A 24,529-nucleotide genomic window follows, 5' to 3' on the forward strand; every position below is an offset into this window, starting at 1 on the left:
CGGACGGGCGGCGAACGGGCGCGTCGCCGCAAAGCCTTCGTCCGGGCGACATGTTCATGCGCTTCGATGCGGGCGCGCGTCCTCCCACGAAAAGGAGACTTTCATGTCCGATCTCGTCGTCATCGTCTATCCGACCGAGGCCAAGGCCGAGGAAATCCGACAGAAGCTTTTCGACCTGCAGAAGGAATATCTGATCGAGATCACCGACGCCGTGATCGCGGTGAAGGAGCCGAACGGCAAGATCAAGCTGAACCAGCTGCTCAACACCACGGCGGCCGGCGCCGTCAGCGGCACGTTCTGGGGCGCCTTGATCGGGCTCATCTTCCTCAACCCGCTGCTCGGCGCGGCGATCGGCGCGGGCGCCGGCGCGCTCAGCGGCGCGCTCACCGACTATGGCGTCAACGACAATTTCATGAAGCAATTGTCGGAGACGCTGCAGCCCGGCAACGCCGCGCTCTTCGTGCTGATCCGCAAGCTGACCGCCGACAAGGTTCTGGAGGCGGTGAAGGGAACGGGCGGCGTCGTGCTCAAGACCTCGCTCGACCACAGCAAGGAGCAGGCGTTGCGCGAAGCGCTCGCCGCGCATGTGTCCGCGCCGCCGGCGGAGACGTCGTCCTCGGCGCCTTGACGTAACGCTCCCGACCGCGAGCCTGAAGGCTTCGCGTCAGGGCGAAAACCCCTCGAAGACGATCTGATCGGCGAAGGCCAGAGCGGCCTTCGCCTGCGCCGCGGAGCGCACGGTCCAGACCGTGACCGGAACGCCGAGCTCCTCGCGGCAGCGGCGTGGAATCTCATGCGGGAGATCGTGCACGTCCCACGACAGAAATTCGGGCCGCGTGCGCGGCGCATGCTCGAAATGCGCGAGCTCCCGCCGGCGCGCCGCCGAGAGAAAGCTCCAGCCCTCGCCGTCATAGGACGCCTCGGCGACCATCCCGAGCGGAACGCCGGCGAGGCCGAAGCTCTCTCCGCTCGTCCGCAGCTCGGCGATCGGATCGGGATCGAAGCTCTCGATCGCGACGAGCCCGCGATGATCCGAGACGATCTCGGCGACGCTTCGCGCGAGCGCGAGATTGCCGTCGAACCGGCTCTTGATCTCGACGACGAGCGGAACCGCGCCGCCGATCGCCGCGAGAAGCTCGCGCAACGTGGGAATTCCCTCGCGCGCGCCGCGCAGCGTGAAGCGCCGGAGATCGAACAGGCTCAGCGCCTCGAGACGTCCGGCGCCGTCGGTCAGGCGCTCCAATGTCTCGTCGTGAAAGACGACGACCTCGCCGTCGGCCGTCGCCTGCACGTCGCATTCGATCGCATAGCCCGCGCAAACGGCGGCGCGCGCCGCCGAGAGGGAGTTTTCGATGATTCCCTTCGCGGCGTCGTGCAGCCCCCGATGCGCGATCGGACGCTCGACGAGCCAGGGATGTGGATCGTCGCGCACGGGCTAGCCGCCCGCATCGACGAAAGCGAAGCGCCGGCGACTGCCGCGAGCGCCCGAAGACAACCCGCCACGATCGGGCGCGACTCCTTCTCCCAGGGGGAGAAGGCAGCCTCCTCCCAGGGGGAGAAGGCAGCCTCGCGAAGCGAGGTCGGATGAGGGGAGCGCCGCGCGAAAATCGGCGAGAGGGAAACCCCTCACCCGGCCGCTCCGCGGCTGCCCTCTCCCTCTGGGAGAGGGGCGCGCCCTTATTCGTGAGAACGGCGCAGAGGCATCACGCCAAAATGCTCTCATCGAGCCAATATCTCGAAGGTCGCATCCACCTCGACCGCCGCGTCGAGCGGCAGCTGCGCGACGCCGACGGCGAAACGCGCATGGCGGCCGTTCTCGCCGAGCACGGTCGCCACGAGGTCCGAGGCGCCGTTCAGCACTTGCGGCAGCTGGCCGAAATCGCCGGCGCTGTTGATGAAGCCGCCGAGCCGGAGGCATCGCAGCCGGACCAGATCGCCGCCCGCCGCCGCAGCCGCCTGCGCCAGCACGTTGAGCGCGGCGATGCGCGCCGCGCCCTGCCCCGCCTCGAGCGCGACGCCCGCGCCGAGCTTGCCCTTGTGCGCCGGGTCGATGGCGCCGCCCGCGCCGATCGGCAGCTGGCCGGAGACGAACACCAGGTCGCCGGAGCGCATCCAGGGAACATAATTGGCCACGGGCGCCGCCGGGGTCGGAAGCGTGAGCCCGAGCGCCTCGAGCCGCGCCAGAGGCGTCGATTGCGATGTCGCCGTCATGCGGTCGTCCTTTCAATTCGCGAAAAATTTGCATTCGCTCGGACCCGACCGTAATTTGGTCAAGGTCGGGAGGCAATCGATGACGATACGACGACGCCTCGACAGCCCGCTCCTCGCGGCGCGCCGTTCACTCGAGAAATAGCGCACGCCTTCGCCCGGCGGTGGTCGCCTGATCCGAAAGCTCTGCTTCTGCGACGCGAGCGGAACGCTACCCACGAATTCGACCAAGGGAGACCGACCCCGCATGGCCCCAGCACGCATCCTCGGCGCGATCATCGGCTGCGCCTCGATCATCGCGCCCGGCGCGGCGCTGGCGGACGCCGCCGCGGCGGCGGTCGTCTCGCCGCCGCAGCTCGCGCCGCATCGCGCCGTCTATGATCTCGCGCTGGGCCAAGCCTCCGGCGGCAAGGCGCCCGCCTCCGCGCGCGGGCGCATCGCCTTCGACTTCTCCGGCTCCGCCTGCGAAGGCTATATCCAGAACTTCCGGCAGATCACCGAGCTGCAGCCATCGGAAGGCCCGGCGCGCCTCTCCGACATGCGCTCCAACACATTCGAGACCGGCGACGGCAAGGATTTCCGCTTCCGCATCGAGACGCGGCTCGACAATGTCCCGTCCGAGGACATAGATGGCAAGGCGAAAAAGGACGGCGGCGCGTCACTGTCGGTCGATCTCGCCAAGCCCAAGCATTCCTCGCTCGCGCTCGACGGCGGAGCCCTGTTCCCGACCGAGCATCTGCGCCACATTCTCGCGGCCGCGGGCGGAGGCGAGACCATTCTCGAGGCCAAGGTCTTCGACGGCTCCGGCGACGGCGAGAAAGTATTCGACACTCTGGCCCTGATCGGCAAGCCGGCGAGCGGCGCGGTCAGCGAGAAGGCCGCGCAGATCAAGCCGCTCGAGGGAATGCGCCGCTGGCCGGTGTCGATCTCCTATTTCGAGCCGGGCAAGCGCGACGAGCAGCCCGTCTATGTGCTGTCCTTCGACCTCTACGAGAACGGCATCTCCCGCGCGCTGAAGCTCGATTACGGCGATTTCGTCCTGACCGGCGAGATGACGGAGCTCGCGCTGCTGCCGGCCTCGTCGAGCTGCAACAAGATGTGAGCGCGAGCGCCCGAGCGCGGACCGCGGAGATTCCCAGGCGACGCGAAACAGGATAGGGTGCGGCGCGCTCGAGGGAGCGTTCGACGCATTCTGCAAGGTCCGGCATGTCGCTTCCGCACGATTATCTGATCGACCGCCGCCGTCTGCGGCGCAAGCTCTCGCTCTGGCGCGTCCTCGCCATCTCGGCCGCCGCCGCCGCGGCGCTCGCCCTCTTCGCCCGCTACGGCGACGGCGCGCTGGGGCCGGCGGCCAAGCTCTCTCCCCATGTCGCGCGGCTCTCCGTCAGCGGAATCATCACCGGCGACAAGGAGACGCTCGACCTTGTCAAATCCATCGGCGAGTCCCATGCGAGCGCCGTGCTGCTGGCGATCGACAGCCCCGGCGGCACGACCACCGGCGCCGAGAAGCTGCACGACGCCTTGCGGCGGCTCGCCGAAAAGAAGCCGGTCGTCGCCGTCGTCGGCACGCTGGCCGCCTCCGGCGGCTATATCGCCGCCATCGCCGCCGACGAGATCGTCGCGCAGGGCAATTCGCTGGTCGGCTCGATCGGCGTGCTGTTCCAATTCCCCAATGTCGGCAGGCTGCTCGACACGGTCGGCGTGAAGATGGAGACGGTGAAATCCTCGCCGCTGAAGGCCGCGCCGGACGGCTTCGAGCCGACGAGCGAGGAAGCGCGCGCGGCGATCGCGGCGCTCGTCGCCGATTCCTACGACTGGTTCAAGGCGCTGGTGAAGGAACGCCGCAAGCTCGACGACGACGAGCTCGCCAAAGTGGCCGACGGACGCGTCTTCACCGGCCGGCAGGGACTGCCGCTGAAGCTCGTCGACCGCCTCGGCGGCGAGCGCGAGGCGATCGAATGGCTCGAGGCCGAGAAGGGCGTCGCCAAACGCCTGCCGGTCGTCGACTGGAAGAAGAAGAGCGCGATCGAGCGCTTCGGCCTCGTCGATTCGGCCGCCGGCCTCGCGCAGGCTTTCGGCCTCGACGCGCTCGCCGAGACGCTGCGGCGCGTCGGCGCCGTGGCGGAGCGCGGGCTGCTTGACGGTGTTGTCGCGATTTGGCAGGCTCCTTCCCCCGACTGAGGGATGGATGCGGCGCTTCAGTCAATCTGGAACATCCCATGATCAAGTCCGAATTGATCCAACGTATCGCTTCCCGTAATGGACATCTCTATCAGCGCGACGTCGAAACGATCGTGACGACCATTCTCGACGAGATCGCCCTGGCGCTCGCGCGCGGCGATCGGGTCGAGCTGCGCGGCTTCGGCGCTTTCTCCGTCAAACGGCGGGAGGCGCGCACCGGCCGCAATCCCCGTACCGGCGAACAGGTCGCCGTGGAGGAGAAATCCGTGCCCTTCTTCAAGACGGGCAAGGAAATGCGCGAGAGGCTGAACGAGCCGCGCAACGGCTGACCGATCCAGAGGACGTATGCGCGCAACGGGTGGGTGAGATGAAATCGGTCCTACGCATCATCGTCTTCGCGCCGCTCGCGCTGCTGTTCCTATTCTTCGCCATGGCCAATCGCGCGCCGGTGCGGATATTCATCGATCCTCTGCCCGGCGGGGACGCGGCGGGCCCCTCCTTCGAGGCGCCGCTCTATCTCGTCGTTCTCGCCTCGATCGCGCTCGGCGTGCTGGCCGGCGGACTGTCCTCCTGGATCGCCCATGGCCGCTATCGCCGCGCCGCGCGCGCCGCGCGCGCCGACGCCAAAGTGGCGCGGAGCGAGGCCGAGCAGCTGCGCGGCCAGGCGCTCGCGAGCCTCTCGCCCGATCCGTCCTCCGGCGGACGCGCGCTGCGGCGCAACGGCTGAGACGCTACTCCCGGCCTCGCGCCGTCGCCTTCGCCGCCCAATCGAGATAGGCGGGATCGCCGGCGGCGATGTCGAGACGCAGGATTTCCGGAACCTCGTAAGCGTGAACGGCGCGGATCGCGGCGGCGAGCGTCTCGTAATCGGCGATGCGCGCCTTCATCTGCACCAGCAGCTCCGCCTCGTCGCGCAGCTCGCCGTTCCATTCGTAGAGGCTGCGGATCGGGAGAATCTGCACGCAGGCGGCGAGCTTCGCCGCCAGCGCCGCGCGGGCGAGCTCCTTCGCGCCGGCTTCGCTGTCGATCGTCGTGACGACGACGCAGAATTTGACGGACTCCTCGGTCACGTCGCGAGAATGCGCGCGCCGCGCCGCAAAATCAATGTATCCGCCGTGGCGGCGCTGCTTTTGCTTGGGCTCCGGGAGCGATCGCGGCCGTCGCGCCGACCGGAGGTTCCGACATGTTTCAAAGAGTGTGCAAGGAAGATACGATCTTCGAAGGCGGCATGCGTCTCGTCATCGCGGATTCGCATGTGATCATCCTGGCTTGGCCGCTCGGCGGCGATATCGGCGCCTTCCAGGGTGTGTGTCCGCACACCAACTACCCGCTGGATGAGGCGGAGTTCGACGGCGAAGTCTTGACCTGTCCCCTCCACGCCTGGACCTGGAACCTCCATACAGGCGATCCGATTCAGCCTCGGGAGAGCGCGCTCGCCCGATATCCGGTGAAGGTCGAGGACGGCGTCGTCTATATCGACACCGAAGGGGTGGCGCCGCTGTTCGCCCCGCGCTAGGGAAAGCCCGCGCCTTTCCTCGACTCCCGTCATTGCGAGGAGCGCCGACGAAGCGGTCCGGACCCGGAAGCGGCCGCCGGACGGGCGTCGCTTCGCTCGCAACGACGGTTCACCGAAAAGATTCCGCTTTTGCCGAATCATGAAAATTCCTATGGTACATGTCGGATGCGTCTCTAGGCCACAGAGAGAGGTAGGAGATGAACCTGTCCGAAGAGACCGCCGCCCCTGTCGCCGAAGAGACGACGGGCGGGGCCGACGTCGCCAGCCTGGACACGCAACTCAAGGCGGTCGCGGCCGAACGTGACCGCCTTTCGGCCGACAAGACGAAGCTGGTCGCCAAAGTGGGCGCGCTCGGCAAGGAGCTCGAAGCGGCGCGGGCCGAGCTCGCCGCCGTCTCCGGCCAGCGCGACAGCCTGCGCAGCGAGCGCGACGCGGCCGCGGCGCAGCGGGAGGCCGCCATCGCCGAGCGCGACCGGCTCGCCGCCGAGGCCGCAGCGGCGGCGCAGGAGACTGCGCGGCTGACCGAAAAGCTCGCCCATTTGTCCGATCCCGATCCCGCCGTCGTCTTCGCCGATCTCGCGACCGAGAAGACCAAGGCGCTCGTCGCCTGGACGCGCTCGAAATTTCCGCCCGACAGTCCCCATCTGGCCAAATTCGACCGTACGATCGAGACGCTCACCAAGGCCGGCTGCGTCACGGTGAAGACGACGCGCGACATCTATCGCTGGGCCGCGCCGCGCGCAGTCGAAGCCTACGCCTGGGCCAAGCCGCGCGCGCTGGAGCTGTACGGCAAGGCCAAGACGGCGTTCGACGACAAGAAGAGCTGAGAGAGCCGCGCGGCGGTCATTCACCGAAACGTCGCGCCGCTCGCCTTTCGTCATGCCGATCGCAATGACCGCGCTCCCTCGGCGCGTGCGTCTTCGGTTGCCTCACCGCCAAGCCGAGCCGGCGGTCCGCTGTGAGCCGCCGCGCCATGGCGCGACCACGGGCGAGCGTCGCTCGAAGCGCGCTGCGGATCACGAAGGAGCGTGAAGACGCTCGCCTGTCGGAAACGCCGCCGCAAGGGAGCAGAGCGCAGCGGCCCCTGTCAAATCGCCGCTTCCCTTCCCTCTCCGGCGCTGCTATCCCGCCGCCATGACGACGCGCAAGATCGACAATATCCGCAATTTCTCCATCGTCGCGCATATCGACCACGGCAAGTCCACGCTCGCCGACCGCCTGATCCAGGCGACCGGGACGCTCGCCGCGCGCGAGATGGTGGAGCAGGTGCTCGATTCGATGGACATCGAGCGCGAGCGCGGCATCACGATCAAGGCGCAGACCGTGCGGCTCGACTATGAGGCGAAAGACGGCAAGCCTTACGTCCTCAACCTGATGGACACGCCCGGCCATGTCGACTTCGCCTATGAGGTGTCGCGCTCGCTGAAAGCCTGCGAGGGTTCGCTCCTCGTCGTCGACGCGAGCCAGGGCGTCGAGGCGCAGACGCTCGCCAATGTCTATCAGGCGCTCGACGCCGGCCACGAGATCATGCCGGTCTTGAACAAGATCGATTTGCCCGCGGCCGAGCCCGACCGCATCAAGGAGCAGATCGAGGATGTGATCGGCCTCGACGCTTCCGACGCTCTGCTCATCTCCGCCAAGACCGGGCTCGGGATCGAGGACGTGCTGGAGGCGATCGTCACCCGCCTGCCGCCGCCGCAGGGCGACGAGGACGCGCCGCTGAAGGCGATGCTGGTCGACAGCTGGTACGACGCCTATCTCGGCGTCGTCGTGCTGGTGCGCGTCGTCGACGGGCGCATGCGCAAGGGACAGAAGATTCTCATGATGGGCACGAACGCCCATTACGAGATCGACAAGATCGGCGTGTTCAAGCCGAAAATGCAGGACGTTGCCTCGCTCGGGCCGGGCGAGGTCGGTTTCATCACCGCGCAGATCAAGCAGGTCGCCGACACGCGCGTCGGCGACACCATCACCGAGGACAAGAAGCAATGCGACGCGCCGCTGCCGGGCTTCAAGCCGGCGCAGCCCGTCGTGTTCTGCGGGCTCTTCCCGGTCGACGCCGCGGACTTCGAGGATTTGCGCGCGGCGATCGGCAAGCTGCGCTTGAACGACGCGAGTTTTTCCTATGAGATGGAGACGTCCGCCGCGCTCGGCTTCGGCTTCCGCTGCGGCTTTCTCGGGCTCCTGCATCTCGAGATCATTCAGGAGCGCTTACGCCGCGAGTTCGATCTCGATCTCATCGCGACGGCGCCCTCGGTCGTCTATAAGATCGAGCTGACCAATGGCGAGGAGATCGAATTGCACAATCCGGCCGACATGCCGGATGTGGTGAAGATCGACGAGATTCTGGAGCCCTGGATCCGCGCGACGATCATGACGCCGGACGATTATCTCGGCGCCGTGCTGAAGCTCTGCCAGGACCGGCGCGGCGTGCAGGCCGATTTGAACTATGTCGGCAAGCGCGCCATGGCGGTCTACGACCTGCCGCTCAACGAAGTGGTGTTCGATTTCTATGATCGGTTGAAGTCGATCTCCAAGGGCTACGCCAGCTTCGATTATCACATCACCGATTATCGCGTCGGCGATCTCGTGAAGATGAGCATTCTCGTCAATTCGGAGCCGGTGGACGCCCTCTCCATGCTGGTGCATCGCACGCGCGCGGAATCGCGCGGCCGGCAGATGTGCGAGAAGCTCAAGGAGCTCATTCCGCCGCATATGTTCCAGGTGCCGATCCAGGCGGCGATCGGCGGCAAGATCATCGCGCGCGAGACGGTGCGCGCCTTCCGCAAGGACGTGACGGCGAAATGCTACGGCGGCGACGTGACGCGCAAGCGCAAGCTGCTCGAGAAGCAGAAGGAAGGCAAGAAGAAGATGCGCCAGTTCGGCAAGGTGGAGATCCCGCAGGAGGCGTTCATCGCGGCGCTGAAGATGGAGGAGTAGGCGCGGGCGGCCTCGACTCGAGACGAATGTCCCCGGCTTTGGACGAAATCGCCGACCCTGCTACATTACGTTCTATGCTCAGGACCCTCGCCTATCCCCTCGTCATCGAGCGCCACGAGAAAGATGGCGGCTATCTCGCTTTTTTCCCCTCCCTGCCCGGTTGTCAAACCTGGGCCGAGACTTACGAGGGCGCCGTGCGCAACGCCGAGGAGGCGCTGGCAGTCTATATCGAGACGCTGACCGCCAATGGCGATCCCATCCCCGAGCCGACTCCGATCGAAGGACCGCTGTCGTGCCTCTCCGCAGCGGCGACGTGAAGCGGCCGCTTCTGAAAATGATCCTCCTCCAGGCAGATCAGTTCTCCGAGCTGTCATGACCGGCGCAGTCGTGCGCATTCATTGCAAGCGGGGCCCTCGACATGCGCCCTTTTTTCCGAGTGAGAGACGCTTGCAGAAGTACTCATTTACGTACATATTCTCTACATGCGCACCACTTCCTATAGCGACCTCCGCAAGAATCTCGCCGCAACGCTCGACCGCGTGACCGAGGATCACGAACCCGTGGTGATCACGCGCGATCGCGGCAAGCCGGCTGCCGTGCTGATTTCGCTCGAGGATTTCGCCTCCTATGAGGAGACGGCGCATCTCCTGAAAAGCCCGCGCAACGCCGAACGTCTGCGGGCGGCGATCGATGCGCTCGACGCGGGCGAAGGCGTCGAGCGCAAGCTCTCGGAATGAAGCTCGTCTTCGCCGAGCAGGCCTGGGAGGATTACCTCTATTGGCAGGCGCAGGACGCGAAGATTCTCGAACGCGTCGACCAACTCATCAAGGAATGCCTGCGCACGCCCTTTTCCGGAACGGGCAAGCCGGAGCCGTTGCGCGGCGACCTGCGCGGCTGGTGGTCTCGGCGAATCACGCTCGAGCATCGGCTCGTCTATCGCGCGGAGGGCGAGAGCTTGTTGATCGCGCAGTGCAGGATTCATTACTGAGGGGGCCTGAGCGAGACGAGCCCGATTTTCTCGGACGGCCGCGCCGCGAGCGGGAGACAAAGACGTCCCTTTCGCAGCGTCTCGCTCTAAGCCCGCGCCTCTCCTCGCGCCGCCAGCGCCGAGAACAGCGCCGTATCCGCGTCGACGCCCGGATTGCCGGTCGTCAGCAGCTTCTCGCCATAGAAGATCGAATTAGCCCCGGCGACGAGGCACAGCACCTGCGCTTCGCGCGAGAGGGACGAGCGGCCGGCCGAGAGGCGCACGCGCGATTTCGGCATCACGATGCGCGTCGTCGCGATCATGCGCACCAAATCCAGCGGATCGACCGGCGGCCGTCCGTCGAGCGGCGTGCCCTCCACCGCGACCAGCGCATTGATCGGCACGCTCTCGGGATGCGGATCGAAGGAAGCCAGCACTTGCAGCATATGGGCGCGATCGCGCACGCCCTCGCCCATGCCGATGATGCCGCCGCAGCACATCTCGAGCCCGGCGCGGCGCACCGCGGCGAGCGTCGCGAGACGGTCCTCATAGCTGCGGGTGGTGATGATCTCGCCGTAGAAATCCGGCCCGGTGTCGAGATTATGGTTATAGGCGGTGAGGCCCGCCTCGACGAGCCGCTGCGCTTGGCGCTCGGTCAGCATGCCGAGCGTGACGCAGGCCTCCATGCCGAGCGCGCGCACGCCGCGCACCATGTCGAGCACCGCGTCGAAGCGCTTGCCTTCCGGCGCCTGCCGCCAGGCCGCGCCCATGCAGAACCGGTCCGCCCCCGCCTCTCTCGCACGCGCGGCCGCGCAGAGCACATCTTCGACCTCCATCAGCTCGACACGGTCGAGCTTCACTTCGCGGTGATGGGCCGATTGCGGGCAATAGGAGCAATCCTCCGGACAGCCGCCGGTCTTGATGCTGAGCAGCGCCGCCTTCTGCACCTCGTTGGGATCGAAATAGCGGCGATGCTCGGCGCTCGCCCGCGCGACGAGCTCGAGGAGCGGCGAGTCGTGGATGGCGGCGATCTCCTCCAGCGTCCAATCGTGACGGAGAGCGAAATCGGCTGGAGCGTTCATGGCGGTCCTTCGGCCAGAGGGCGATCAGCGGGATTTTTTGGCGAGGCGGCGCTCGTTGCGGGTGAGCTTGATCTCCGACGCGGAGGCCGGCGCCTTGCGCTGCAGGGAGGCGTCGAGCCCGGCGAGGATCGCGACCACGAGATAGAGCGCGATCGCCGCATCGAAGCCGGAGAGGCCGAGCGTGAACCAGGAGGGCGTGAACACCGAGCCGGTGCCGAGGTAATGGAACTGCACATGCCAGAACGGATGCAGCGCGAAGCCCGCCGCGAGCCACCAGGGCGAGCCGACGAGGCCGAGCAGGCCGAAGGAGCCGAAAATGGCGAAGCCGGTCATCTCGATGCCGAACCAGGCCTTGGGGTTATCTGAGGCGAAGGCGAGCCCGACATAGAGCGCGGCCGTGGCGACGAGCGCATAGCCGAGCGCGCGCCGCGAGCCGAATTGCGGCCAGCGCGCGGAAAACCGTGCGAGAAGGACGAAACCCGCGCCGAGAGCCGAGCCGACGGCGGCGGGAATGAGGATCGGGGTCAGCTCTTCCATTTCGGGTGCTCGTTATCGATTTTGTCGCCGCGAGCGAGGTCTATAGGACGGGCGGGCAGTGGGAACAAGCGGGGCGACGGATCGTGGCGGACACGGCCGTCGGCTCCGCGCCCGATCCCGCCCCCCTGCATCCGCAGATGACGCTCCTCGACCTCCGCCGGACGGTTCGCTCCAATTTCCGGCCTTCCGAGCCGGCGGCGCGTGAAATATCATCCGGCAGCCGCGAGGCCGCGCTCGCGGCGCTCGACGGCCCCTCCCCCCGGAGAAAACGCTCACATGGCATGGTTCATTCTGTTCCTCGGCGGCATGTTCGAAGTCGGCTGGCTGATCACGCTCAAATATACGGAAGGTTTTTCGCGGCTGGCGCCGTCGATACTGACCTTGGCTCTGATGGGGGCGAGCGTCGGATGTCTCGGAATCGCGGTCAAGACGATTCCGATGGGAACCGCCTATGCGGCCTGGACCGGCACGAGCATCGCCGGCGCCGCGCTCGTCGGCATCTGCTTCTTCGGCGAATCGACGACGCCGCTGCGCCTCGTCGCCATCGCGCTCATCCTGTTCGGCGTCATCGGGCTGAGGATGGAGGTCTGAATGGCGCGGGCGGCGGGAGCCCGCGCCGAACGCGCCGATCAGAAATAGCTCTCGAGCGCGCCGCGCCGCCTGATGTCGAGCGTCGCGCAATGGAACGAGCCGCCGAAGGCCGCATAATGCATGAAGGAGCAGGGGATCGGCTCCAATCCCCATTTCTCCATCGCCCGCATCGTGCCGGTGTGATGCGGATCGACGATCACGCGCTTCTCGTCCAGCATCAGCACATTCATATTGAGCCATTTGCCGCAGAGCGATATCTTCTGCAGGAAGGGATCGGTGATCGGGTCCGGCTCCGGCGCGACCAGTATGTCCCATTTCTTCAGGATCGGCGGCAGGCGCTCGACATCGATATATTCGGGATTGACCAGCAGCCTGCCGGGCCCGAGCGGCAGGACGGTCGTGTCGATATGCATCGGCGTCGGGCAACGGCTCTCGATCTCGTGGATCGAATAGGTCTCGCCCAGATGGCGGCGCAGCCAATCTATGCCGAACGCGTTCGTCACATTGCTGCGCGTGACGAAGAGATCGCGGCCGCAACGGAAGAAATCGGCCGCGTCGAACACCGGCTCGAATTCGGTCACGACATAAGAGATCGGCTCGCCCTTCTCGGGGATGCGGTAGTTGCGATCATAGAGCTCGTCGGTGAGCTGAGGTTTCGGCGCCGAGGTCCAGCGCGCGCCGCGGCGGAAATAATCTTTCAGGATCGGCCGGTAGGAATGGGTCTCGAAATAGCGGCAGGGCCAGGCCATGGGCGTCTCGATGATCTCGTCGCCGATCACCAGCATGCTGTCGCGCGGGCAGGAGTTGCAGAAGCCGCGCGAGGACCAGCCCGGCGCGCCGAATTTCTCGCGGTAGTCGACCGGCTCCGGCCGCGTCACCGTGACGCCGAGGGAGGTGAGCAGATCGACGAATCCATCGAGCTCTCGCTGCGCCTTGGCGACCATGAAGGCCGGATAGCGGAAGCCGGCGACGAGCGGCATGAGGCGCGCGGTGAAGCCGGGAATGACGCTGGTGACCACAGGATGGCCGGAGGGCATGACGGCGCCCTCCAGCCGCCCGACGATCACCTCCTCCAGCGGGTCCCACTCATTGTGGGAGTTCACCGGCGATGTGAACGCGGCGGGAGCATTGTGCGAATGGTCGGTCGCAACGATGACATTCATGCCTTCAGGTCTCCGAAACAGATCGTTTCTCACGCCGCGCGACGCCCGCATCCGCCCGCCGTTCGAGGTCACGCGCGGCGGCGGCGATCCGACGTGGATGGGATTTATATTTGATTACGGCGGAGTGGTTCAATGCGGGGGCCGACTTCGTTACCGGTATCAAATTCCAACGCCCGTGGTTGGACCACCTGGACCGCCGCAGACCAGTGTCAGATCGCAAATCGCTCGACCCAGCCGCGAGCCGGGACCGTTACTCTTCGCCATGAAGCTACCGGGCAGGCATTCTTGCTCTCCGCCGCTGTTGTTGGGTAATCCCACCCTTGCGCTTAATGCCATTAGGCAGTCTAAAGATATCGGGAACATCCACTTTTCCTGTGGTCACCCGATTCTCAATAACGCCGATGTCTGTCATTGCTTTCAATAGGTTATGAAAAAACCCGCGCTTGGACATCGCGGTTTCTGCTAGCCACGGCGGCCGCTTTGGAAATGGCACATTTTCCCGCAGCTTTTCCATCAAGCCATCGGCCGCCTGCCACTTGCTGATCATTTCGTCAGGCGAACAAGGGACGAGCGCTCCGGCGAGCGTCCGAAGCGCCAGTGGTACCCAAGGGTAGTCCTCCTTCAAATCGTCGACCCGATTCTGAGAAGCTTGCCTCACGCCCTCGTAAATTCCCAAATGATCGATGGCCTTGTCAGAGGGGGCCGGCGCATGCTCTGCCGCGAACTTCAACGCTCGTAGAAACGTTCGCGGAGACACCTGGTTCCGGGCATCGGCAAGATGTGACACGAGCCATGTATATGGTAGGCCTCGCTTACGAGACCCCATTGCATCTCCGGCAATGAGATCAAATACCCGATGCTGTTGCTCTTCATCATCCCTCAGCTGAGATGGCATTTGTTCTCTTGATGAAAGTGAAACGTCTGCTTCGCGGCAGACAGCAAGGAAGTCCTTGCGCGCGCTACGAAGGAGACGGGAATAGAGTAGGCCATAAAGATCGACGCTCCGCCAGTCGAGAACTAGTGCATCGCCCCTTATTTTTGAAGCGTCAGCGAAAGAGAATAGTCGATCCTCAGCGAAGTGATCAGGACGCATAAAAACTTTGACCCGTAGCCCACGATAGCTCTTAAAGGCTAAAGCCAACCTCAAAATCCCTTGGGTCAGGTCGGCGCGCAACTCAAGATCGTCTGCAAGTTGCTCCAACTGATCGAAAACGAAAACTAGTTTGCCGTGCTTTGTTGACAGACGCGCATCGGCCTCGCGCATTATCTCGCGTACCTTGTTGGGTTCGTTGGTCGCCAACGAAAGTCGTTTGTCAAGAGTGCGTGGAACCGCAACGCCAGCATATCGTGCTATATCAGGCAGGGTGATCGCCCGCCAGATTTGCTCGACTGTCGAGCCTAGTCTCGCAGATTTAGCTAGCTCGTCCCGGCTGATTCCTACCGCTCCTTCGCCTTCGGCGAATCCGAAGCGCACATCGATGTTATCCCCAAGGCGCGCTTCTGGAAGCGCTGATATGATGCGACTACGAGACTCTGCGCCGGACAAAGCACTTGCCCAAAAGCTCTTCCCCATGCCTCGGTTGCCGATCACCAAAGAGCGATCCGGATCGAGCGCCGCTGCATGCGATTTAGGAAAATAGATATCGTCGAGGTCAATTGGTGTGTTAGGCGCATGTGCTTCTAGGGGAAGAAATTGCGCTATGACGGCTCGCAGGGCGACCAAGTGAGACGCCAGATCAGTCATTCTGGTCTCTCCCACCCTAGCAACTGCCACGCTCGCTTCAAGAACGCACCAAAGGGGCCACGATAGATATCCTCGCGTAGCACCTCCTCCCGCCCTAGCGGAGAAAAAGGGTCATAATCAGGGTGATAGGCAATGAAAGTCGCATCATGAGGAACGTTAAGTCCCTTTTCATCGAAAGCAAAGTTGAACACCCATCCAGTAACTTCTTCGCCCTCTTCGTCGTATAGAGTTTCTGCGCACAAGTCGTACAGCTGCTCGCGGAAACGAGCCTGCCCATTACCTGCACTGGATACCTTCGCTTGAGCAAACGTGATGCATGTTCGCCACTCGTCCTCTGGCGCGCTTGGAGCGCCTAACGTTTGAATTAAGTGAGCCAACACATAACGGTAGCCTTGGAATGTCTGGGGTTGATCGGTGGCGAACAACAATAGTCTAAGAGCGCCAAGTCCTAGCCAGCTCCCCGCCGTTACCTCACCTAGACCAGCTCGCGCGTCTACTAAGACGGCGTCATATTCCCCGAAACTGACGAAACGATCGACCATTTGCCGCACCTGTATCGCCACGGATTGTCGGCCGGCCGCGACGATGTCTTCGATCAAGCCGCGCGCTAGCTTGCCGATCATATTTTCTGGATGTTCATCAGTTACCCGACCAACGGTGGGCAGCACATGAATAACTCCATCGGCAAGATCGGCGAAGTGGCTGATACCAATGAAGTCAAAAAGCTCATCGTCCTGGATTCCTCCCAGGCCGTTTTCAACCAGATAGTCAAGCGCACCATATTTTGGCCGCCTGTCATCTTCTGCGTTACATCGCAGCAACATGCTAGCGAGCCCTGGAGCCTCAAGATCGAGGTCTATGCACAACACACGTTTGCCCTTGCTCGCTAGATCCGCGGCAAGTACCGCAATCGCAGTGGTTCGGCCAACCCCGCCCTTCAGTGAGCAAAACACCAAACGTGGCGGCCCCTCGGCCGGCGGTGCCAAATCTGACAGCCAATCCGCACCAACAATTCGGCGGTCTACGAGACGAATCCAAACAAAAGCTCCACCCTCCACTGCAACAGCAAGATCACGCGGACCCATTGCGTCAATTGAAGAGAACATCGCTGATGGTAGCACAGGCTCCTCTAGAGCGTAGGCCCCAAGGGCTTCACGCAGCTTCGTGGCCAAGTCAGCTGATTTCCGGCGGCTCGGGAAAACGATACCTAGTCGCCCAGAAGCGTCACGCAGAACTACGACGTCCTCCGCGTAGAGGTCCACACTGGCGGCCTGTGCGACGCGTATCAACGCGGGGAGGGCGTCGTCGTAGCGCATCGTCATTCTAGAATACCCCACTGTTGTAGAGAGCTACCGCATCCGCCTTCCAAACAGAGACATCCGCCAACCTCACCGGGCAGTGACGATCGTCGGCATAGCGAATGTCGAGCGACCAATTGGCGAATCGGTACGAGAGCAGGCCATGCGCCAGATCTGTTCCCAATGCACCGCCAAGTCGCCCCGCCTTCAAGGCGGCGATTGTGCTTGCATGCGTTTCAATGGCCGCCTGAAGCGATCTTCGCGGATTGTTAATGTGGCGCAGCAGCGCGTCGGGCAACGGGTAGCCTAGCGCCTTAATGAGCGCTGCTTTCAATGCCATTTCCCCAACCAGTCCATAATGGTACGCAGCATCGTCCGTGCGTCCTTCCACTTCCAGCAGCTCGGCTGTTTCTAGATGCCGCAATGCGGCGTCGCCAAATCGTTCCACCATAACTAGGCTTTCATAAAGGAAAATCACATCGGGATGCTGCACCCGCTTTCATCGCGTTTATCGTAGAAACCGTGCGAGAGCCGTTTGCACTCGCACCACCCCCTCACCCCGTATTCCTCAACCCCGCCGCCACGCCATTGATCGACATCAAAATCCCCTGCCGGATATCGTCGCCCGTCTGCCCGCCGCGCCAGCGGCGGATCAGCTCCACCTGGAGATAGTTCAGCGGCGCGATATAGGGGAAGCGGTGGTGCAGCGAGCGCGCCAGCGACGGATTGTCGGCGAGGCGCTGGCTCGAGCCCGTGATGTCGGCGAGCGCGCGATTGGACCTGCCCCACTCCGCCTCGATCTCCCCATAGATGCGCTCGGCGAGCGCCTGATCCGGCGCCAGACCCGCATAATGGCGCGCGATCGACAGATCGGTCTTGGACAGGATCATGTCGATATTGGAGAGCAGCGTGCGGAAGAACGGCCATTCGCTGTTCATGCGCCGCAACAGGGCGAGCCGCGCGCCGTCGTCGCCCTCGAGAAAACGCGCGATCGCCGAGCCGAATCCATACCAGCCGGGAAGCGCGAGACGCGCCTGCCCCCAGGAGAAACTCCAGGGAATCGCGCGCAAATCCTCGATCCGGCGCGACGGCTTGCGCGAGGCCGGCCGCGAGCCGATGTTGAGCGAGGCGATCTCCGAGATCGGCGTCGAGGCGAAAAAATAATCGACGAAGCCCTGCCGTTCGTAGACGAGGCCGCGATAGGCGTCCATGCCCCATTGCGCGAGATCGGCGGCGGCGTCGAGAAACTCTTGCGGCGGCGCCTTGCTGTGCGAGAGCAGCGTCGCTTCGAGCGTCGCGGCGACCAGGAGCTCGAGATTGATGCGGCCGATCTGCGGATTGGCGTATTTCGCCGCGATCACCTCGCCCTGCTCGGTCAGGCGGATCTGTCCGTTCACCGTGCCCGGCGGTTGCGCGAGAATGGCGTCGTAGCTCGGGCCGCCGCCGCGCCCCACCGTGCCACCGCGCCCGTGGAAGAGGCGCATGGCGATCGACGGCAGCCCGGAGAAGAATTCGGCGAGCGCCGTCGAGGCGCGATAGAGCTCCCAGATGCTCGCGAGAATGCCGCCGTCCTTGTTGCTATCGGAATAGCCGAGCATGATGTCCTGCTGCGCGCCGGAATTGGTGACGAGCTTCACGATTCCGGGCAGGGCGTAGAAATCGCGCATGATGCCGGCGGCGTTGCGCAGATCGCCGATGGTCTCGAACAGAGGCACGATGATGAGGCCGGACGCGACGGAATCGGCGTCGCAAGGGTCCAGCGTGCCGCGCATCAGGCCGCATTCCTTCTGCAGCAGCAGCACCTCCAGGAGATCGCTCACCGTCTCCGTATGGCTGACGATGTAATGGCGGATCGATTCGCGGCCGAATGTCACGCGCATCGCCGCGGCGGTCTCGAAAATGGCGAGCTCGCTCGCGGTGTTGTCGGAATAGCCCGCGTCGACGAGCCGGACCGGGCGCGGATCGCAGAGCAGGCGCAGGAGGAGCTGCTGCTTCTCCTCCTCGGCGAGCGCGGCGTAGTCGTCGGCGACGCGCGCCGCGGCGAGCAATTCGGCGATCGTCTCCTCGTGGCGGTCGGAGCTCTGGCGCAGGTCGACCGTGGCGAGATGGAAGCCGAACACTTCCGCCGCGCGGATGAGCGGCTCCAGGCGCTGCGAGGCGATCACCTCGCTGTGATGGCAGCGCAGCGAATCGTCGATGATCTCGAGATCGGCGAGAAAGGCGCGGGCGTTCGGGTAGGGATTGGCGGGCGCCACCGCGTGGCGCTGGGCGTGCTGGCCGGTCAGCTCCTCGAGCGTCGCGGCGAGGCGCGAATAGACGCCGATCAGCGCGCGGCGATAGGGCTCGTCGTCGCGATGCGGATTATCGTCGCCCGAGCGCGCGGCGAGTTCGCCCAGCGCCTCGCTGCAGCCGGCGTAGCGGCGCGAGATGGAAAGCTCGGCGCCGAGCTCGTGCACCTCGGTGAGATAGAATCGCAGCGCCGTCTCGCTCTGCAGGCGCAGAGCGGTGACGAGCGATTCGGCGCGCACATTGGGATTGCCGTCGCGATCGCCGCCGACCCATGTACCCATGCGCAGGAAGGGCGGAATGCGCAGGCCGTCGAGCCGCTCCTCGATGTCGGCGTAGAGCAGCGGGATCTGTCGCAGGAAGGTGGTGCGGTAGTAGCTCAGCGTATTGGCGATCTCGTCGCGCACGGTGAGCCGCGCCTCGCGCAGGAGCTCCGTCTGCCAGAGCTGCGAGACGCGGGCGCGCAATTGCAGCTCGTTGCGGGCGAGCTCGGCCTTGGTCTTCGCATGCTGGCGGGCGAGCAGCAGCGCGGAGATGGCGTGCTCGGCGTCGAGCAGGCTCTTGCGGCGCACCTCGGTCGGATGGGCGGTGAGCACCGGCGAGACCCAGCCGTTGGAGAGCACTTTCGCGACCTTGCCGGCGCCGATCGAGGCCTTGCGCAAATGGGCGAAAGTATTGGCGAGGCCGGGCTCCCTCCCGCCCTCCTGGTGCAGAGGGTGCAGGTCCTCGGCGATGTTGGCGAGGTGGGAGAAATAGCTGAAGGCGCGGATGACCGTGAGCGCCTCCGTGGCCGAGAGCGAGCGCAGCAGCGCGTCGAGCTTGCGATCCGCCTCGAGGTCTCCGTTGCGGCTGACGGCGACGGAGAGGCGGCGGATGGTCTCGATCCGCTCGAAGGCGGCCGCGCCCTCCTGCTCGCGCACCGTGTCGCCGAGCAGGCGCCCGAGCAGACGGATGTCGGCGAGCAGCGACTGGTCGCTGAGCACGGCGGGGGAGCTGAAATCGGCGGCGTCGTTTTCGACTTGCATGTCGGATGCTGTTCCCGAGGATGCGCGGCGGGCGGCCGCCGCGAAAATTTTCCTTCACCATATCAGCATATCGGGGCGGAATAGACGAGAGGGACAGCAGTGTCCTTCCCGAGCGACTTCGGCTATGCTGTCAGGGGTCCTTCGCGTCGCGCTCGCGACGCTCGCCGCCATATCGACGCCTTCGGCGCCGCTGCCTCCCCCCTGGACAGCGCGAGAGCCGTCTTCCCGAACGCGGCGACCAACGCTGTTGCGCTCGACACATGACGCAACCGGCGGTCGCCGTCGAGCCGTTGATTCTCGACGGCTTCGAACCGAATATTCCGCATGGCTGCGCTGCGCAGGCCGCACGGCGGATCGAACCCGTCGGGAAAATAGACGAGCGCGACATTCCGTCGCGCCTGCCGACGCTCTGAAACGCTGCGGGGCGCGCCTACATTGAAAAAGAACAGGAGAGCGCCCCATGTTTGCAAAGATACTCGTTCCTCTCGACCTCACCGAGCCCGATCTCATCCGTCAGGCGCTCGACGAGGCGCTCGCCGTCGCCAAGGGCGGGAACGCCCGTTTGCGCCTCGTCAATGTGCAGTCGCTCGTGCCCGTGGCCTTCATCGACTACATACCGGCCAATTTCGACGAGGAGCTGCGCTGCTCCGCAGAGCAGGAGCTCGCGGACATCGCCGCCAAGCTCGACTATCCGAAGGAGCTGGTGACGACGGTGGTCCGCTTCGGCGCCATCTACCCGGAAGTGCTCGCCGAGGCCGAGGACTGGGGCGCCGATCTCATCGTGTTGAGTTCGCACCGGCCGGCGATGTCGACCTATCTCTTGGGCTCCAACGCCAAGACCATCGTCCGCCACGCCAAATGCTCGGTCCTGGTCGTGCGGCGCTGAGCGGGCGCGGTCAATCGCGCAACCGTTCCCTGACGCAGTCGCGCAGGAAGTCGCGCAACGCCGATTTGTCGACGCCCTTCGCCGCCGCCTCCTGACGGCAGCGCTGGCGGTCGCCCCTGTGCGCCAAGCGATTGGCATAGCAATTGGCGATGAAATTCTCGCGCTCGGCGCCGGCGAGCCCGCGCTCGGCGGCGCAGGCGTGACGCATTTTTCGGGATTCGTATTTCGACACGCGCCGCCGCGCCGGATCCGATCGTGCGCCGGCGACGCTGGCGCCCTGCTGCGGGGCGAAGAAGGGGCGGTCTTGCGACGCCGCCGCCGGAGCCGGCGTCGCCGCCGTCAGCAAGAGGGCGAAGACGGCGCGCGCGCCGCTCCGGACGAGACCCGCCAGGAAAGAGAGCTTCATCTGAACATCTCGCATGAGGGTCGGCCGGCTAGCCGTTCTTGTCCGGGCGAAGGCCGCGGCGACGGAAGCCGTCGCGCAGGTTCAACATGTCTTTGGGAAGAACGTCGTCGGCGATGCGCCGCTGCTCCTCGGAGAGCGAGGCGAAGAAGGACGACTCGGCGTCGGCGAGGGCGCGGAGACTGTCGGCGTGGCGATTCAGCCGCTCGGCCCGAGCCCGCAGCGGCGCGCCGGGGTCGCGGGCGAGCCGCGCGTCCCGATTTCGGTCGATGGCGGCGGCGACGGTGGCCGCGTCCCGTTCCTCTGCGGCGCGCCGCAAATGCCGTTCCATCGCCCGGAACAGCTTCTCCTGCTCGCCGGAGAGGCGCAGCGCCTGCCGCCACTCGTCGAACCGCCGTTCGAGCGGCCGGACCGGAGCGACAAACGGATTGTCCCTCGCCGCCCGATCCAGCGGCTCGGCGATGGGCGATGTGGAAAGCAGGCCGACGAGCAGAGTCGCCGCCGCGACAAATCCGATACGCAGCAACATCGCCGTCGAACCTTCGAGCCGAACCGCGAAGCGAATTGCGCTGCCTTATGCGCCGCCATTGAGACAGAACCAAGGCTGCGCCCGAATTCGGCCGATTTGCGCCGCGGCCGCGGCTTAACCTTTTTCGCGTGGTCGCGTTCACGATCTCGGCGGCCGGGGATGAAGCGCGTCGCGCGGCGCGGCCCGTCGTCTTGCGCGGCGCGAAGCGAAAAGCACGAGCGCGTCGAAGACGATTCGTCCGATCGATCGAATTGCATACATTACGTTCATCCGATGTCATCCTTTCGGACGATGCCTGCAAATCTAAATCGCTTCGCGTAAAATCCGACATGTCCGCTTATGCGGAGAGAAAAAGACGAAAACTATTCTCGTCTCCGGATCGGGGAGACGAACGATGTCCGCCTTGGCGACGAGAACAGCGATGGTTCTGGCGCTTTCCAGCGCGATCTATATTGCGCCGGCCGCAGAGAGCCGCGCGAGCGAGCAAATCCTCTACGCCGCGGTCGGCCCGGAAACCAGCATTCCCTTCGGCTGGCTCGACTTCTGCCGCCGCTATCGCGGCGAATGCGACGGCGACGGCGCGCCGCCGCGGGAGATCGACCTCACCGCCAAGGCCTACAAAGACATTCTCAACGTCAATCTCTTCGTCAACCATTCGATCCTGCCGGTCTCGGACATGGATCATTGGGGCGTCGTCGACCAATGGGACTATCCGACCGACGGCAAGGGCGATTGCGAGGATTTCGCGCTGGCCAAGCGCCGCCTGCTGATCGAGCGCGGCTATCCCCGCCAGGCGCTGCTGATGACCGTCGTCAAAGAGGCCAACGGCGATGGGCATGCGGTGCTGACCGTGCGCACCAATCACGGCGAATTCGTCCTCGACAATATGAACGACGCGGTCAAGCCCTGGACGATGACGCCCTATCGTTTCGTGAAGCGCCAATCCCAGCTCGACCCCAATCTCTGGGTCTCGATCGGCGGCGGCGCGCCCGCGCCGATCTATGTGTCGCGCTGAGCGTCAGGCGATCGGCTCGAGGCCGCTCGCATAGCGGCGCGCGTTCTCCACATAATGGGCGGCCGATTCGAGGTGGCGCGCCAGCGCGCCGTCGTCGAGCGTGCGCACCACGCGCGCCGGCGAGCCGACGATCAACGAATTGTCGGGAAACTCCTTCCCCTCGGTGACCAGCGCATTGGCCCCGACGAGACAGTTGCGGCCGATCCTGGCGCCGTTGAGGATCGTCGCGCCCATGCCGATCAGGCTCGCCTCGCCGATCACGCAGCTGTGCAGGATGACGCCATGACCGATCGTGCAATCTGCGGCGATGGTCAGCGGAAAGCCCATATCCGTGTGGAGGATGCTGTTCTCCTGGATGTTGGTCCGCGCGCCGATCGTAATCCACTCGTTGTCGCCGCGCAGCACGCAGCCGAACCAGATATTGGCGTCCTCCTCGAGCTGCACGCGGCCGATTACATGGGCGCCGGGCAGGACATGATAGCGGCCCGAGGCCGGCAGGCGCGGCGCGACGCCGTCGATCTTGTAGAGTGGCATGGGTCTCGGTCTCTCCCCCTGAGGCAGGCGGCGCCCCGATCGCGATGCGCCGCGCCCGTTGTAGAGCCTTTGCCGCCGCGGAGGAAAGGGCGCGCGCGGCCGAGCGGCGAATGGAGTCACATGGACGGCTGCGACGCCCCCCGCGCCCGCATCCACCGTAGCGATCCGCGCGCGAATGCGCGAATTTCGGCGATGTCGAGCGCGACGGCCATCGCCGCATAGGCGACGACCCCGGCCGAGACCAGCAGCGCCAGTCCCGCGAAAGGCGGCAATGTCGCCGCTTCGCCGGAGAGAGCGCGGACGACGATCGTCATTCCCGCCGTCGCGGCGACGACGCGGGCGATGCGGCCGGGCGGAAAAGGCAGGACGAAAGCGCGGCGGCTCAGGAGATAAGCGTTGGCGAAACCGAAGATCTCGGCCGCGAGCCGGCCCCAGACCGCGCCTTCGACGCCGAAGCGCAGGATCAGCAGCGCAGAGACGACGAGATTGAAGAGCAGGATCGAGCCCGTGTTGATCAGGTAGAAGAGGTTGCGGTTCGACAGCAGGAAGCTCGTATGCGTATATTGCTGCGTCAGAATCTGAAACGCCAGAGCCATCGCCAGCACGGGCATGGCGAAGCGCGCCGTCTGCCGAAAATCCGGGCCGAGCAGGAGATCGGCGAGCTGCGGCGAGACCAGAGCGAGGCCGGCGCAGGCCGGCAGCGCCGTGGCGAGCAGCAGCTCGAGCGAGCGCGTGAGCCCGGCGCGCGCCGCCGCTTCGCCCTCGTCGGCGAGCAGCCGCACCGCCATGGGCACGAAGGCGGCGGAGACGCTGACCGCCGGAATGATCAGCGCCTGTCGCACGAGGTCCAGGCTCGCCGCATATTCCGCCGCGGCTCCCACTCCGGCGAGCTCGGCGAGCAGAAAGCGGTCGGCGACGGCGGCGAGCGCCATCAGCGACATGGAGAGCGTGAAGGGCAGGCCCGCCCTGGCGATCTCGCGAAAGCGCGCGCGGTCGAAATCAGGCCGCGCCGAGCCCCAGGCAGCGCGCCAGAACAAGATCGCCGCGAGAAGATAAGCGCAGGTCGAGGAGGCGAGCAGCGCCGCGCCGCCCGCGACGGTCAGCGCGACGCCGACGCCGAGCGCCGAGACCGCGAGCGCCCGGAAAATCGTGCCGCGCAGAAGGGGCGTGGTCTTCTGTTCGGCGCGCAGCACATCCTGGCTGATCTCGAGCAACGACATGGCGAGCGCGAGCATGGTCGAGGCCGCCGCCACCGGCGGCTCGAGCCCGAACAGCCGCCCCCCCGCGTAGAAGGCGGGGACGGCGGGGAGAAAGAGCAGCAGGGCGGCGAGCACGACCCCCCGAATGTCGGCTCCGCGCGCTTGCTCGCGAAGGATCGCGAGCTTGAGCGCGCTCCCGAGCAGCGACACGAGCAGAGTCGCGAAGGCGAAGCCGAGCAGATAGTCGCCATAGGCCGTCACGGCGAAGAGGCGCGTGAAGATCATCGTGTTCGCGAGGCCGAACACGGCCGAGAACAGATTGGCGGCGAAATAGACGGCGGTCTGCCTCGCGAGCATCGGGCGTTTCGTCCTCGATAATGCGGCGGCGGTCGCCGCCTCTCGTTCCAGAGGTATCGCGTGAAAGT

Annotated in this window: 29 protein-coding genes; 15 read left to right on the forward strand and 14 right to left on the reverse strand. The window is 65.2% G+C overall.

Annotation, left to right across the window (positions count from 1 at the left end; genetic code table 11):
• Nucleotides 1-103: 103 nt before the first annotated feature.
• Nucleotides 104-628, forward strand: coding sequence for a DUF1269 domain-containing protein (locus AC6IW9_RS20740; protein ID WP_497766815.1), 525 nt, complete (start codon nt 104-106; stop codon nt 626-628).
• Nucleotides 629-664: 36 nt separating this feature from the next.
• Here the strand turns inward: AC6IW9_RS20740 and AC6IW9_RS20745 are convergent, their stop codons facing one another.
• Together AC6IW9_RS20745 and AC6IW9_RS20750 are read right to left on the reverse strand one after the other, a co-directional pair.
• Nucleotides 665-1,432: a glycerophosphodiester phosphodiesterase family protein gene (locus AC6IW9_RS20745; RefSeq protein WP_497766817.1), complete on the reverse strand. Its 768-nt coding sequence runs from the start codon at nt 1,430-1,432 to the stop codon at nt 665-667.
• 287 nt (nt 1,433-1,719) lie between these two features.
• Nucleotides 1,720-2,211 (reverse strand): RidA family protein, encoded by a 492-nt coding sequence (locus AC6IW9_RS20750; protein WP_497766820.1) that lies wholly within the window; start codon nt 2,209-2,211, stop codon nt 1,720-1,722.
• Nucleotides 2,212-2,455: 244 nt separating this feature from the next.
• On the opposite strand from AC6IW9_RS20750, the gene AC6IW9_RS20755 reads away from it, so the two are divergent.
• From AC6IW9_RS20755 to AC6IW9_RS20770, 4 genes are all read left to right on the forward strand, one after another.
• The gene (locus tag AC6IW9_RS20755) at nt 2,456-3,310 is read left to right on the forward strand and encodes a cell envelope integrity EipB family protein (RefSeq protein WP_497766823.1); all 855 of its coding nucleotides are present in this window, start codon (nt 2,456-2,458) and stop codon (nt 3,308-3,310) included.
• Nucleotides 3,311-3,414: 104 nt separating this feature from the next.
• A complete protein-coding gene (sppA, locus tag AC6IW9_RS20760; protein ID WP_497766826.1) occupies nt 3,415-4,389 on the forward strand; it encodes a signal peptide peptidase SppA in 975 nt (324 codons plus the stop codon).
• 38 nt (nt 4,390-4,427) lie between these two features.
• Entirely contained in the window at nt 4,428-4,718 is a 291-nt protein-coding gene (ihfB, locus tag AC6IW9_RS20765; RefSeq protein ID WP_497766829.1) for an integration host factor subunit beta, read from the forward strand.
• A 38-nt stretch (nt 4,719-4,756) separates the two neighbouring features.
• Nucleotides 4,757-5,116, forward strand: coding sequence for a lipopolysaccharide assembly protein LapA domain-containing protein (locus AC6IW9_RS20770; protein ID WP_497766832.1), 360 nt, complete (start codon nt 4,757-4,759; stop codon nt 5,114-5,116).
• A 4-nt stretch (nt 5,117-5,120) separates the two neighbouring features.
• On the opposite strand, the gene cutA is transcribed toward AC6IW9_RS20770, so the two are convergent.
• On the reverse strand, nt 5,121-5,459 hold the full coding sequence (cutA, locus tag AC6IW9_RS20775) for a divalent-cation tolerance protein CutA (RefSeq protein WP_497766835.1): 339 nt from the start codon (nt 5,457-5,459) through the stop codon (nt 5,121-5,123).
• Between the two features lie 113 nt (nt 5,460-5,572).
• Here cutA and AC6IW9_RS20780 point away from each other — a divergent pair, with 113 nt between their 5' ends.
• The 6 genes from AC6IW9_RS20780 to AC6IW9_RS20805 all read left to right on the forward strand — a co-directional run bounded on the left by AC6IW9_RS20780 (nt 5,573) and on the right by AC6IW9_RS20805 (nt 9,833).
• Nucleotides 5,573-5,905 (forward strand): monooxygenase system ferredoxin subunit, encoded by a 333-nt coding sequence (locus AC6IW9_RS20780; protein WP_497766838.1) that lies wholly within the window; start codon nt 5,573-5,575, stop codon nt 5,903-5,905.
• 197 nt (nt 5,906-6,102) lie between these two features.
• Nucleotides 6,103-6,732 (forward strand): hypothetical protein, encoded by a 630-nt coding sequence (locus tag AC6IW9_RS20785; protein ID WP_497766841.1) that lies wholly within the window; start codon nt 6,103-6,105, stop codon nt 6,730-6,732.
• Between the two features lie 307 nt (nt 6,733-7,039).
• A complete protein-coding gene (lepA, locus tag AC6IW9_RS20790; RefSeq protein WP_497766844.1) occupies nt 7,040-8,845 on the forward strand; it encodes a translation elongation factor 4 in 1,806 nt (601 codons plus the stop codon).
• A gap of 74 nt (nt 8,846-8,919) precedes the next feature.
• Nucleotides 8,920-9,162, forward strand: coding sequence for a type II toxin-antitoxin system HicB family antitoxin (locus AC6IW9_RS20795; protein WP_497766847.1), 243 nt, complete (start codon nt 8,920-8,922; stop codon nt 9,160-9,162).
• Nucleotides 9,163-9,327: 165 nt separating this feature from the next.
• Nucleotides 9,328-9,582, forward strand: a complete 255-nt coding sequence (locus AC6IW9_RS20800; protein ID WP_497766849.1) for a type II toxin-antitoxin system Phd/YefM family antitoxin — start codon at nt 9,328-9,330, stop codon at nt 9,580-9,582.
• Nucleotides 9,579-9,833 (forward strand): Txe/YoeB family addiction module toxin, encoded by a 255-nt coding sequence (locus AC6IW9_RS20805; RefSeq protein WP_497766852.1) that lies wholly within the window; start codon nt 9,579-9,581, stop codon nt 9,831-9,833. Before AC6IW9_RS20800 ends, AC6IW9_RS20805 begins: the two co-directional genes overlap by 4 nt.
• A gap of 86 nt (nt 9,834-9,919) precedes the next feature.
• On the opposite strand, the gene bioB is transcribed toward AC6IW9_RS20805, so the two are convergent.
• Together bioB and AC6IW9_RS20815 are read right to left on the reverse strand one after the other, a co-directional pair.
• Entirely contained in the window at nt 9,920-10,894 is a 975-nt protein-coding gene (gene bioB, locus AC6IW9_RS20810) for a biotin synthase BioB (protein WP_497766855.1), read from the reverse strand.
• A gap of 24 nt (nt 10,895-10,918) precedes the next feature.
• Entirely contained in the window at nt 10,919-11,431 is a 513-nt protein-coding gene (locus tag AC6IW9_RS20815) for a hypothetical protein (RefSeq protein ID WP_497766857.1), read from the reverse strand.
• A gap of 276 nt (nt 11,432-11,707) precedes the next feature.
• Between AC6IW9_RS20815 and AC6IW9_RS20820 the strand changes: the two genes are divergently transcribed.
• Nucleotides 11,708-12,022 (forward strand): DMT family transporter, encoded by a 315-nt coding sequence (locus tag AC6IW9_RS20820; RefSeq protein ID WP_497766859.1) that lies wholly within the window; start codon nt 11,708-11,710, stop codon nt 12,020-12,022.
• 38 nt (nt 12,023-12,060) lie between these two features.
• Here the strand turns inward: AC6IW9_RS20820 and AC6IW9_RS20825 are convergent, their stop codons facing one another.
• From AC6IW9_RS20825 to ppc, 5 genes are all read right to left on the reverse strand, one after another.
• Complete coding sequence (locus AC6IW9_RS20825; RefSeq protein ID WP_497766861.1) at nt 12,061-13,185, reverse strand: amidinotransferase; 1,125 nt, start codon at nt 13,183-13,185, stop codon at nt 12,061-12,063.
• Between the two features lie 268 nt (nt 13,186-13,453).
• Nucleotides 13,454-14,929, reverse strand: a complete 1,476-nt coding sequence (locus AC6IW9_RS20830; protein ID WP_497766863.1) for a P-loop NTPase family protein — start codon at nt 14,927-14,929, stop codon at nt 13,454-13,456.
• Nucleotides 14,926-16,251 (reverse strand): KGGVGR-motif variant AAA ATPase, encoded by a 1,326-nt coding sequence (locus AC6IW9_RS20835; RefSeq protein WP_497766866.1) that lies wholly within the window; start codon nt 16,249-16,251, stop codon nt 14,926-14,928. The genes AC6IW9_RS20830 and AC6IW9_RS20835 overlap by 4 nt, the downstream gene beginning before the upstream one ends.
• Before the next feature lies 1 nt (nt 16,252).
• Entirely contained in the window at nt 16,253-16,720 is a 468-nt protein-coding gene (locus AC6IW9_RS20840; protein WP_497766869.1) for a HEPN domain-containing protein, read from the reverse strand.
• A gap of 61 nt (nt 16,721-16,781) precedes the next feature.
• Complete coding sequence (gene ppc / locus AC6IW9_RS20845) at nt 16,782-19,538, reverse strand: phosphoenolpyruvate carboxylase (RefSeq protein ID WP_497766871.1); 2,757 nt, start codon at nt 19,536-19,538, stop codon at nt 16,782-16,784.
• Between the two features lie 260 nt (nt 19,539-19,798).
• Between ppc and AC6IW9_RS20850 the strand changes: the two genes are divergently transcribed.
• Nucleotides 19,799-19,951, forward strand: a complete 153-nt coding sequence (locus AC6IW9_RS20850; RefSeq protein ID WP_497766873.1) for a hypothetical protein — start codon at nt 19,799-19,801, stop codon at nt 19,949-19,951.
• A gap of 47 nt (nt 19,952-19,998) precedes the next feature.
• Nucleotides 19,999-20,424 (forward strand): universal stress protein, encoded by a 426-nt coding sequence (locus AC6IW9_RS20855; protein WP_497766875.1) that lies wholly within the window; start codon nt 19,999-20,001, stop codon nt 20,422-20,424.
• Between the two features lie 10 nt (nt 20,425-20,434).
• Here AC6IW9_RS20855 and AC6IW9_RS20860 read toward each other — a convergent pair whose 3' ends face one another.
• Both AC6IW9_RS20860 and AC6IW9_RS20865 read right to left on the reverse strand, forming a co-directional pair.
• Entirely contained in the window at nt 20,435-20,830 is a 396-nt protein-coding gene (locus AC6IW9_RS20860) for a hypothetical protein (RefSeq protein ID WP_497766877.1), read from the reverse strand.
• A 28-nt stretch (nt 20,831-20,858) separates the two neighbouring features.
• Entirely contained in the window at nt 20,859-21,356 is a 498-nt protein-coding gene (locus AC6IW9_RS20865; RefSeq protein ID WP_497766879.1) for a Spy/CpxP family protein refolding chaperone, read from the reverse strand.
• A gap of 394 nt (nt 21,357-21,750) precedes the next feature.
• On the opposite strand from AC6IW9_RS20865, the gene AC6IW9_RS20870 reads away from it, so the two are divergent.
• Nucleotides 21,751-22,371, forward strand: coding sequence for a transglutaminase-like cysteine peptidase (locus tag AC6IW9_RS20870; protein ID WP_497766882.1), 621 nt, complete (start codon nt 21,751-21,753; stop codon nt 22,369-22,371).
• A 3-nt stretch (nt 22,372-22,374) separates the two neighbouring features.
• Here AC6IW9_RS20870 and AC6IW9_RS20875 read toward each other — a convergent pair whose 3' ends face one another.
• Together AC6IW9_RS20875 and AC6IW9_RS20880 are read right to left on the reverse strand one after the other, a co-directional pair.
• The gene (locus AC6IW9_RS20875; RefSeq protein WP_497766884.1) at nt 22,375-22,905 is read right to left on the reverse strand and encodes a gamma carbonic anhydrase family protein; all 531 of its coding nucleotides are present in this window, start codon (nt 22,903-22,905) and stop codon (nt 22,375-22,377) included.
• Between the two features lie 116 nt (nt 22,906-23,021).
• Nucleotides 23,022-24,461 (reverse strand): oligosaccharide flippase family protein, encoded by a 1,440-nt coding sequence (locus tag AC6IW9_RS20880; protein WP_497766886.1) that lies wholly within the window; start codon nt 24,459-24,461, stop codon nt 23,022-23,024.
• Between the last annotated feature and the right edge of the window lie 68 nt (nt 24,462-24,529).

Source organism: Methylosinus sp. shoA, assembly GCF_059718125.1.

Excerpts from the sequence above, each read along its gene's own strand:
- AC6IW9_RS20740 (WP_497766815.1), top strand. The coding sequence starts at position 104 with ATGTCCGATCTCGTCGTCATCGTCTATCCGACCGAGGCCAAGGCCGAG.
- AC6IW9_RS20750 (WP_497766820.1), bottom strand. The coding sequence starts at position 2,211 with ATGACGGCGACATCGCAATCGACGCCTCTGGCGCGGCTCGAGGCGCTC.
- AC6IW9_RS20755 (WP_497766823.1), top strand. The coding sequence starts at position 2,456 with ATGGCCCCAGCACGCATCCTCGGCGCGATCATCGGCTGCGCCTCGATC.
- sppA (WP_497766826.1), top strand. The coding sequence starts at position 3,415 with ATGTCGCTTCCGCACGATTATCTGATCGACCGCCGCCGTCTGCGGCGC.
- ihfB (WP_497766829.1), top strand. The coding sequence starts at position 4,428 with ATGATCAAGTCCGAATTGATCCAACGTATCGCTTCCCGTAATGGACAT.
- AC6IW9_RS20770 (WP_497766832.1), top strand. The coding sequence starts at position 4,757 with ATGAAATCGGTCCTACGCATCATCGTCTTCGCGCCGCTCGCGCTGCTG.
- AC6IW9_RS20780 (WP_497766838.1), top strand. The coding sequence starts at position 5,573 with ATGTTTCAAAGAGTGTGCAAGGAAGATACGATCTTCGAAGGCGGCATG.
- AC6IW9_RS20785 (WP_497766841.1), top strand. The coding sequence starts at position 6,103 with ATGAACCTGTCCGAAGAGACCGCCGCCCCTGTCGCCGAAGAGACGACG.
- lepA (WP_497766844.1), top strand. The coding sequence starts at position 7,040 with ATGACGACGCGCAAGATCGACAATATCCGCAATTTCTCCATCGTCGCG.
- AC6IW9_RS20795 (WP_497766847.1), top strand. The coding sequence starts at position 8,920 with ATGCTCAGGACCCTCGCCTATCCCCTCGTCATCGAGCGCCACGAGAAA.
- AC6IW9_RS20800 (WP_497766849.1), top strand. The coding sequence starts at position 9,328 with ATGCGCACCACTTCCTATAGCGACCTCCGCAAGAATCTCGCCGCAACG.
- AC6IW9_RS20805 (WP_497766852.1), top strand. The coding sequence starts at position 9,579 with ATGAAGCTCGTCTTCGCCGAGCAGGCCTGGGAGGATTACCTCTATTGG.
- bioB (WP_497766855.1), bottom strand. The coding sequence starts at position 10,894 with ATGAACGCTCCAGCCGATTTCGCTCTCCGTCACGATTGGACGCTGGAG.
- AC6IW9_RS20815 (WP_497766857.1), bottom strand. The coding sequence starts at position 11,431 with ATGGAAGAGCTGACCCCGATCCTCATTCCCGCCGCCGTCGGCTCGGCT.
- AC6IW9_RS20820 (WP_497766859.1), top strand. The coding sequence starts at position 11,708 with ATGGCATGGTTCATTCTGTTCCTCGGCGGCATGTTCGAAGTCGGCTGG.
- AC6IW9_RS20825 (WP_497766861.1), bottom strand. The coding sequence starts at position 13,185 with ATGAATGTCATCGTTGCGACCGACCATTCGCACAATGCTCCCGCCGCG.
- AC6IW9_RS20830 (WP_497766863.1), bottom strand. The coding sequence starts at position 14,929 with ATGACTGATCTGGCGTCTCACTTGGTCGCCCTGCGAGCCGTCATAGCG.
- AC6IW9_RS20835 (WP_497766866.1), bottom strand. The coding sequence starts at position 16,251 with ATGACGATGCGCTACGACGACGCCCTCCCCGCGTTGATACGCGTCGCA.
- ppc (WP_497766871.1), bottom strand. The coding sequence starts at position 19,538 with ATGCAAGTCGAAAACGACGCCGCCGATTTCAGCTCCCCCGCCGTGCTC.
- AC6IW9_RS20850 (WP_497766873.1), top strand. The coding sequence starts at position 19,799 with ATGACGCAACCGGCGGTCGCCGTCGAGCCGTTGATTCTCGACGGCTTC.
- AC6IW9_RS20855 (WP_497766875.1), top strand. The coding sequence starts at position 19,999 with ATGTTTGCAAAGATACTCGTTCCTCTCGACCTCACCGAGCCCGATCTC.
- AC6IW9_RS20860 (WP_497766877.1), bottom strand. The coding sequence starts at position 20,830 with ATGAAGCTCTCTTTCCTGGCGGGTCTCGTCCGGAGCGGCGCGCGCGCC.
- AC6IW9_RS20865 (WP_497766879.1), bottom strand. The coding sequence starts at position 21,356 with ATGTTGCTGCGTATCGGATTTGTCGCGGCGGCGACTCTGCTCGTCGGC.
- AC6IW9_RS20870 (WP_497766882.1), top strand. The coding sequence starts at position 21,751 with ATGTCCGCCTTGGCGACGAGAACAGCGATGGTTCTGGCGCTTTCCAGC.
- AC6IW9_RS20875 (WP_497766884.1), bottom strand. The coding sequence starts at position 22,905 with ATGCCACTCTACAAGATCGACGGCGTCGCGCCGCGCCTGCCGGCCTCG.
- AC6IW9_RS20880 (WP_497766886.1), bottom strand. The coding sequence starts at position 24,461 with ATGCTCGCGAGGCAGACCGCCGTCTATTTCGCCGCCAATCTGTTCTCG.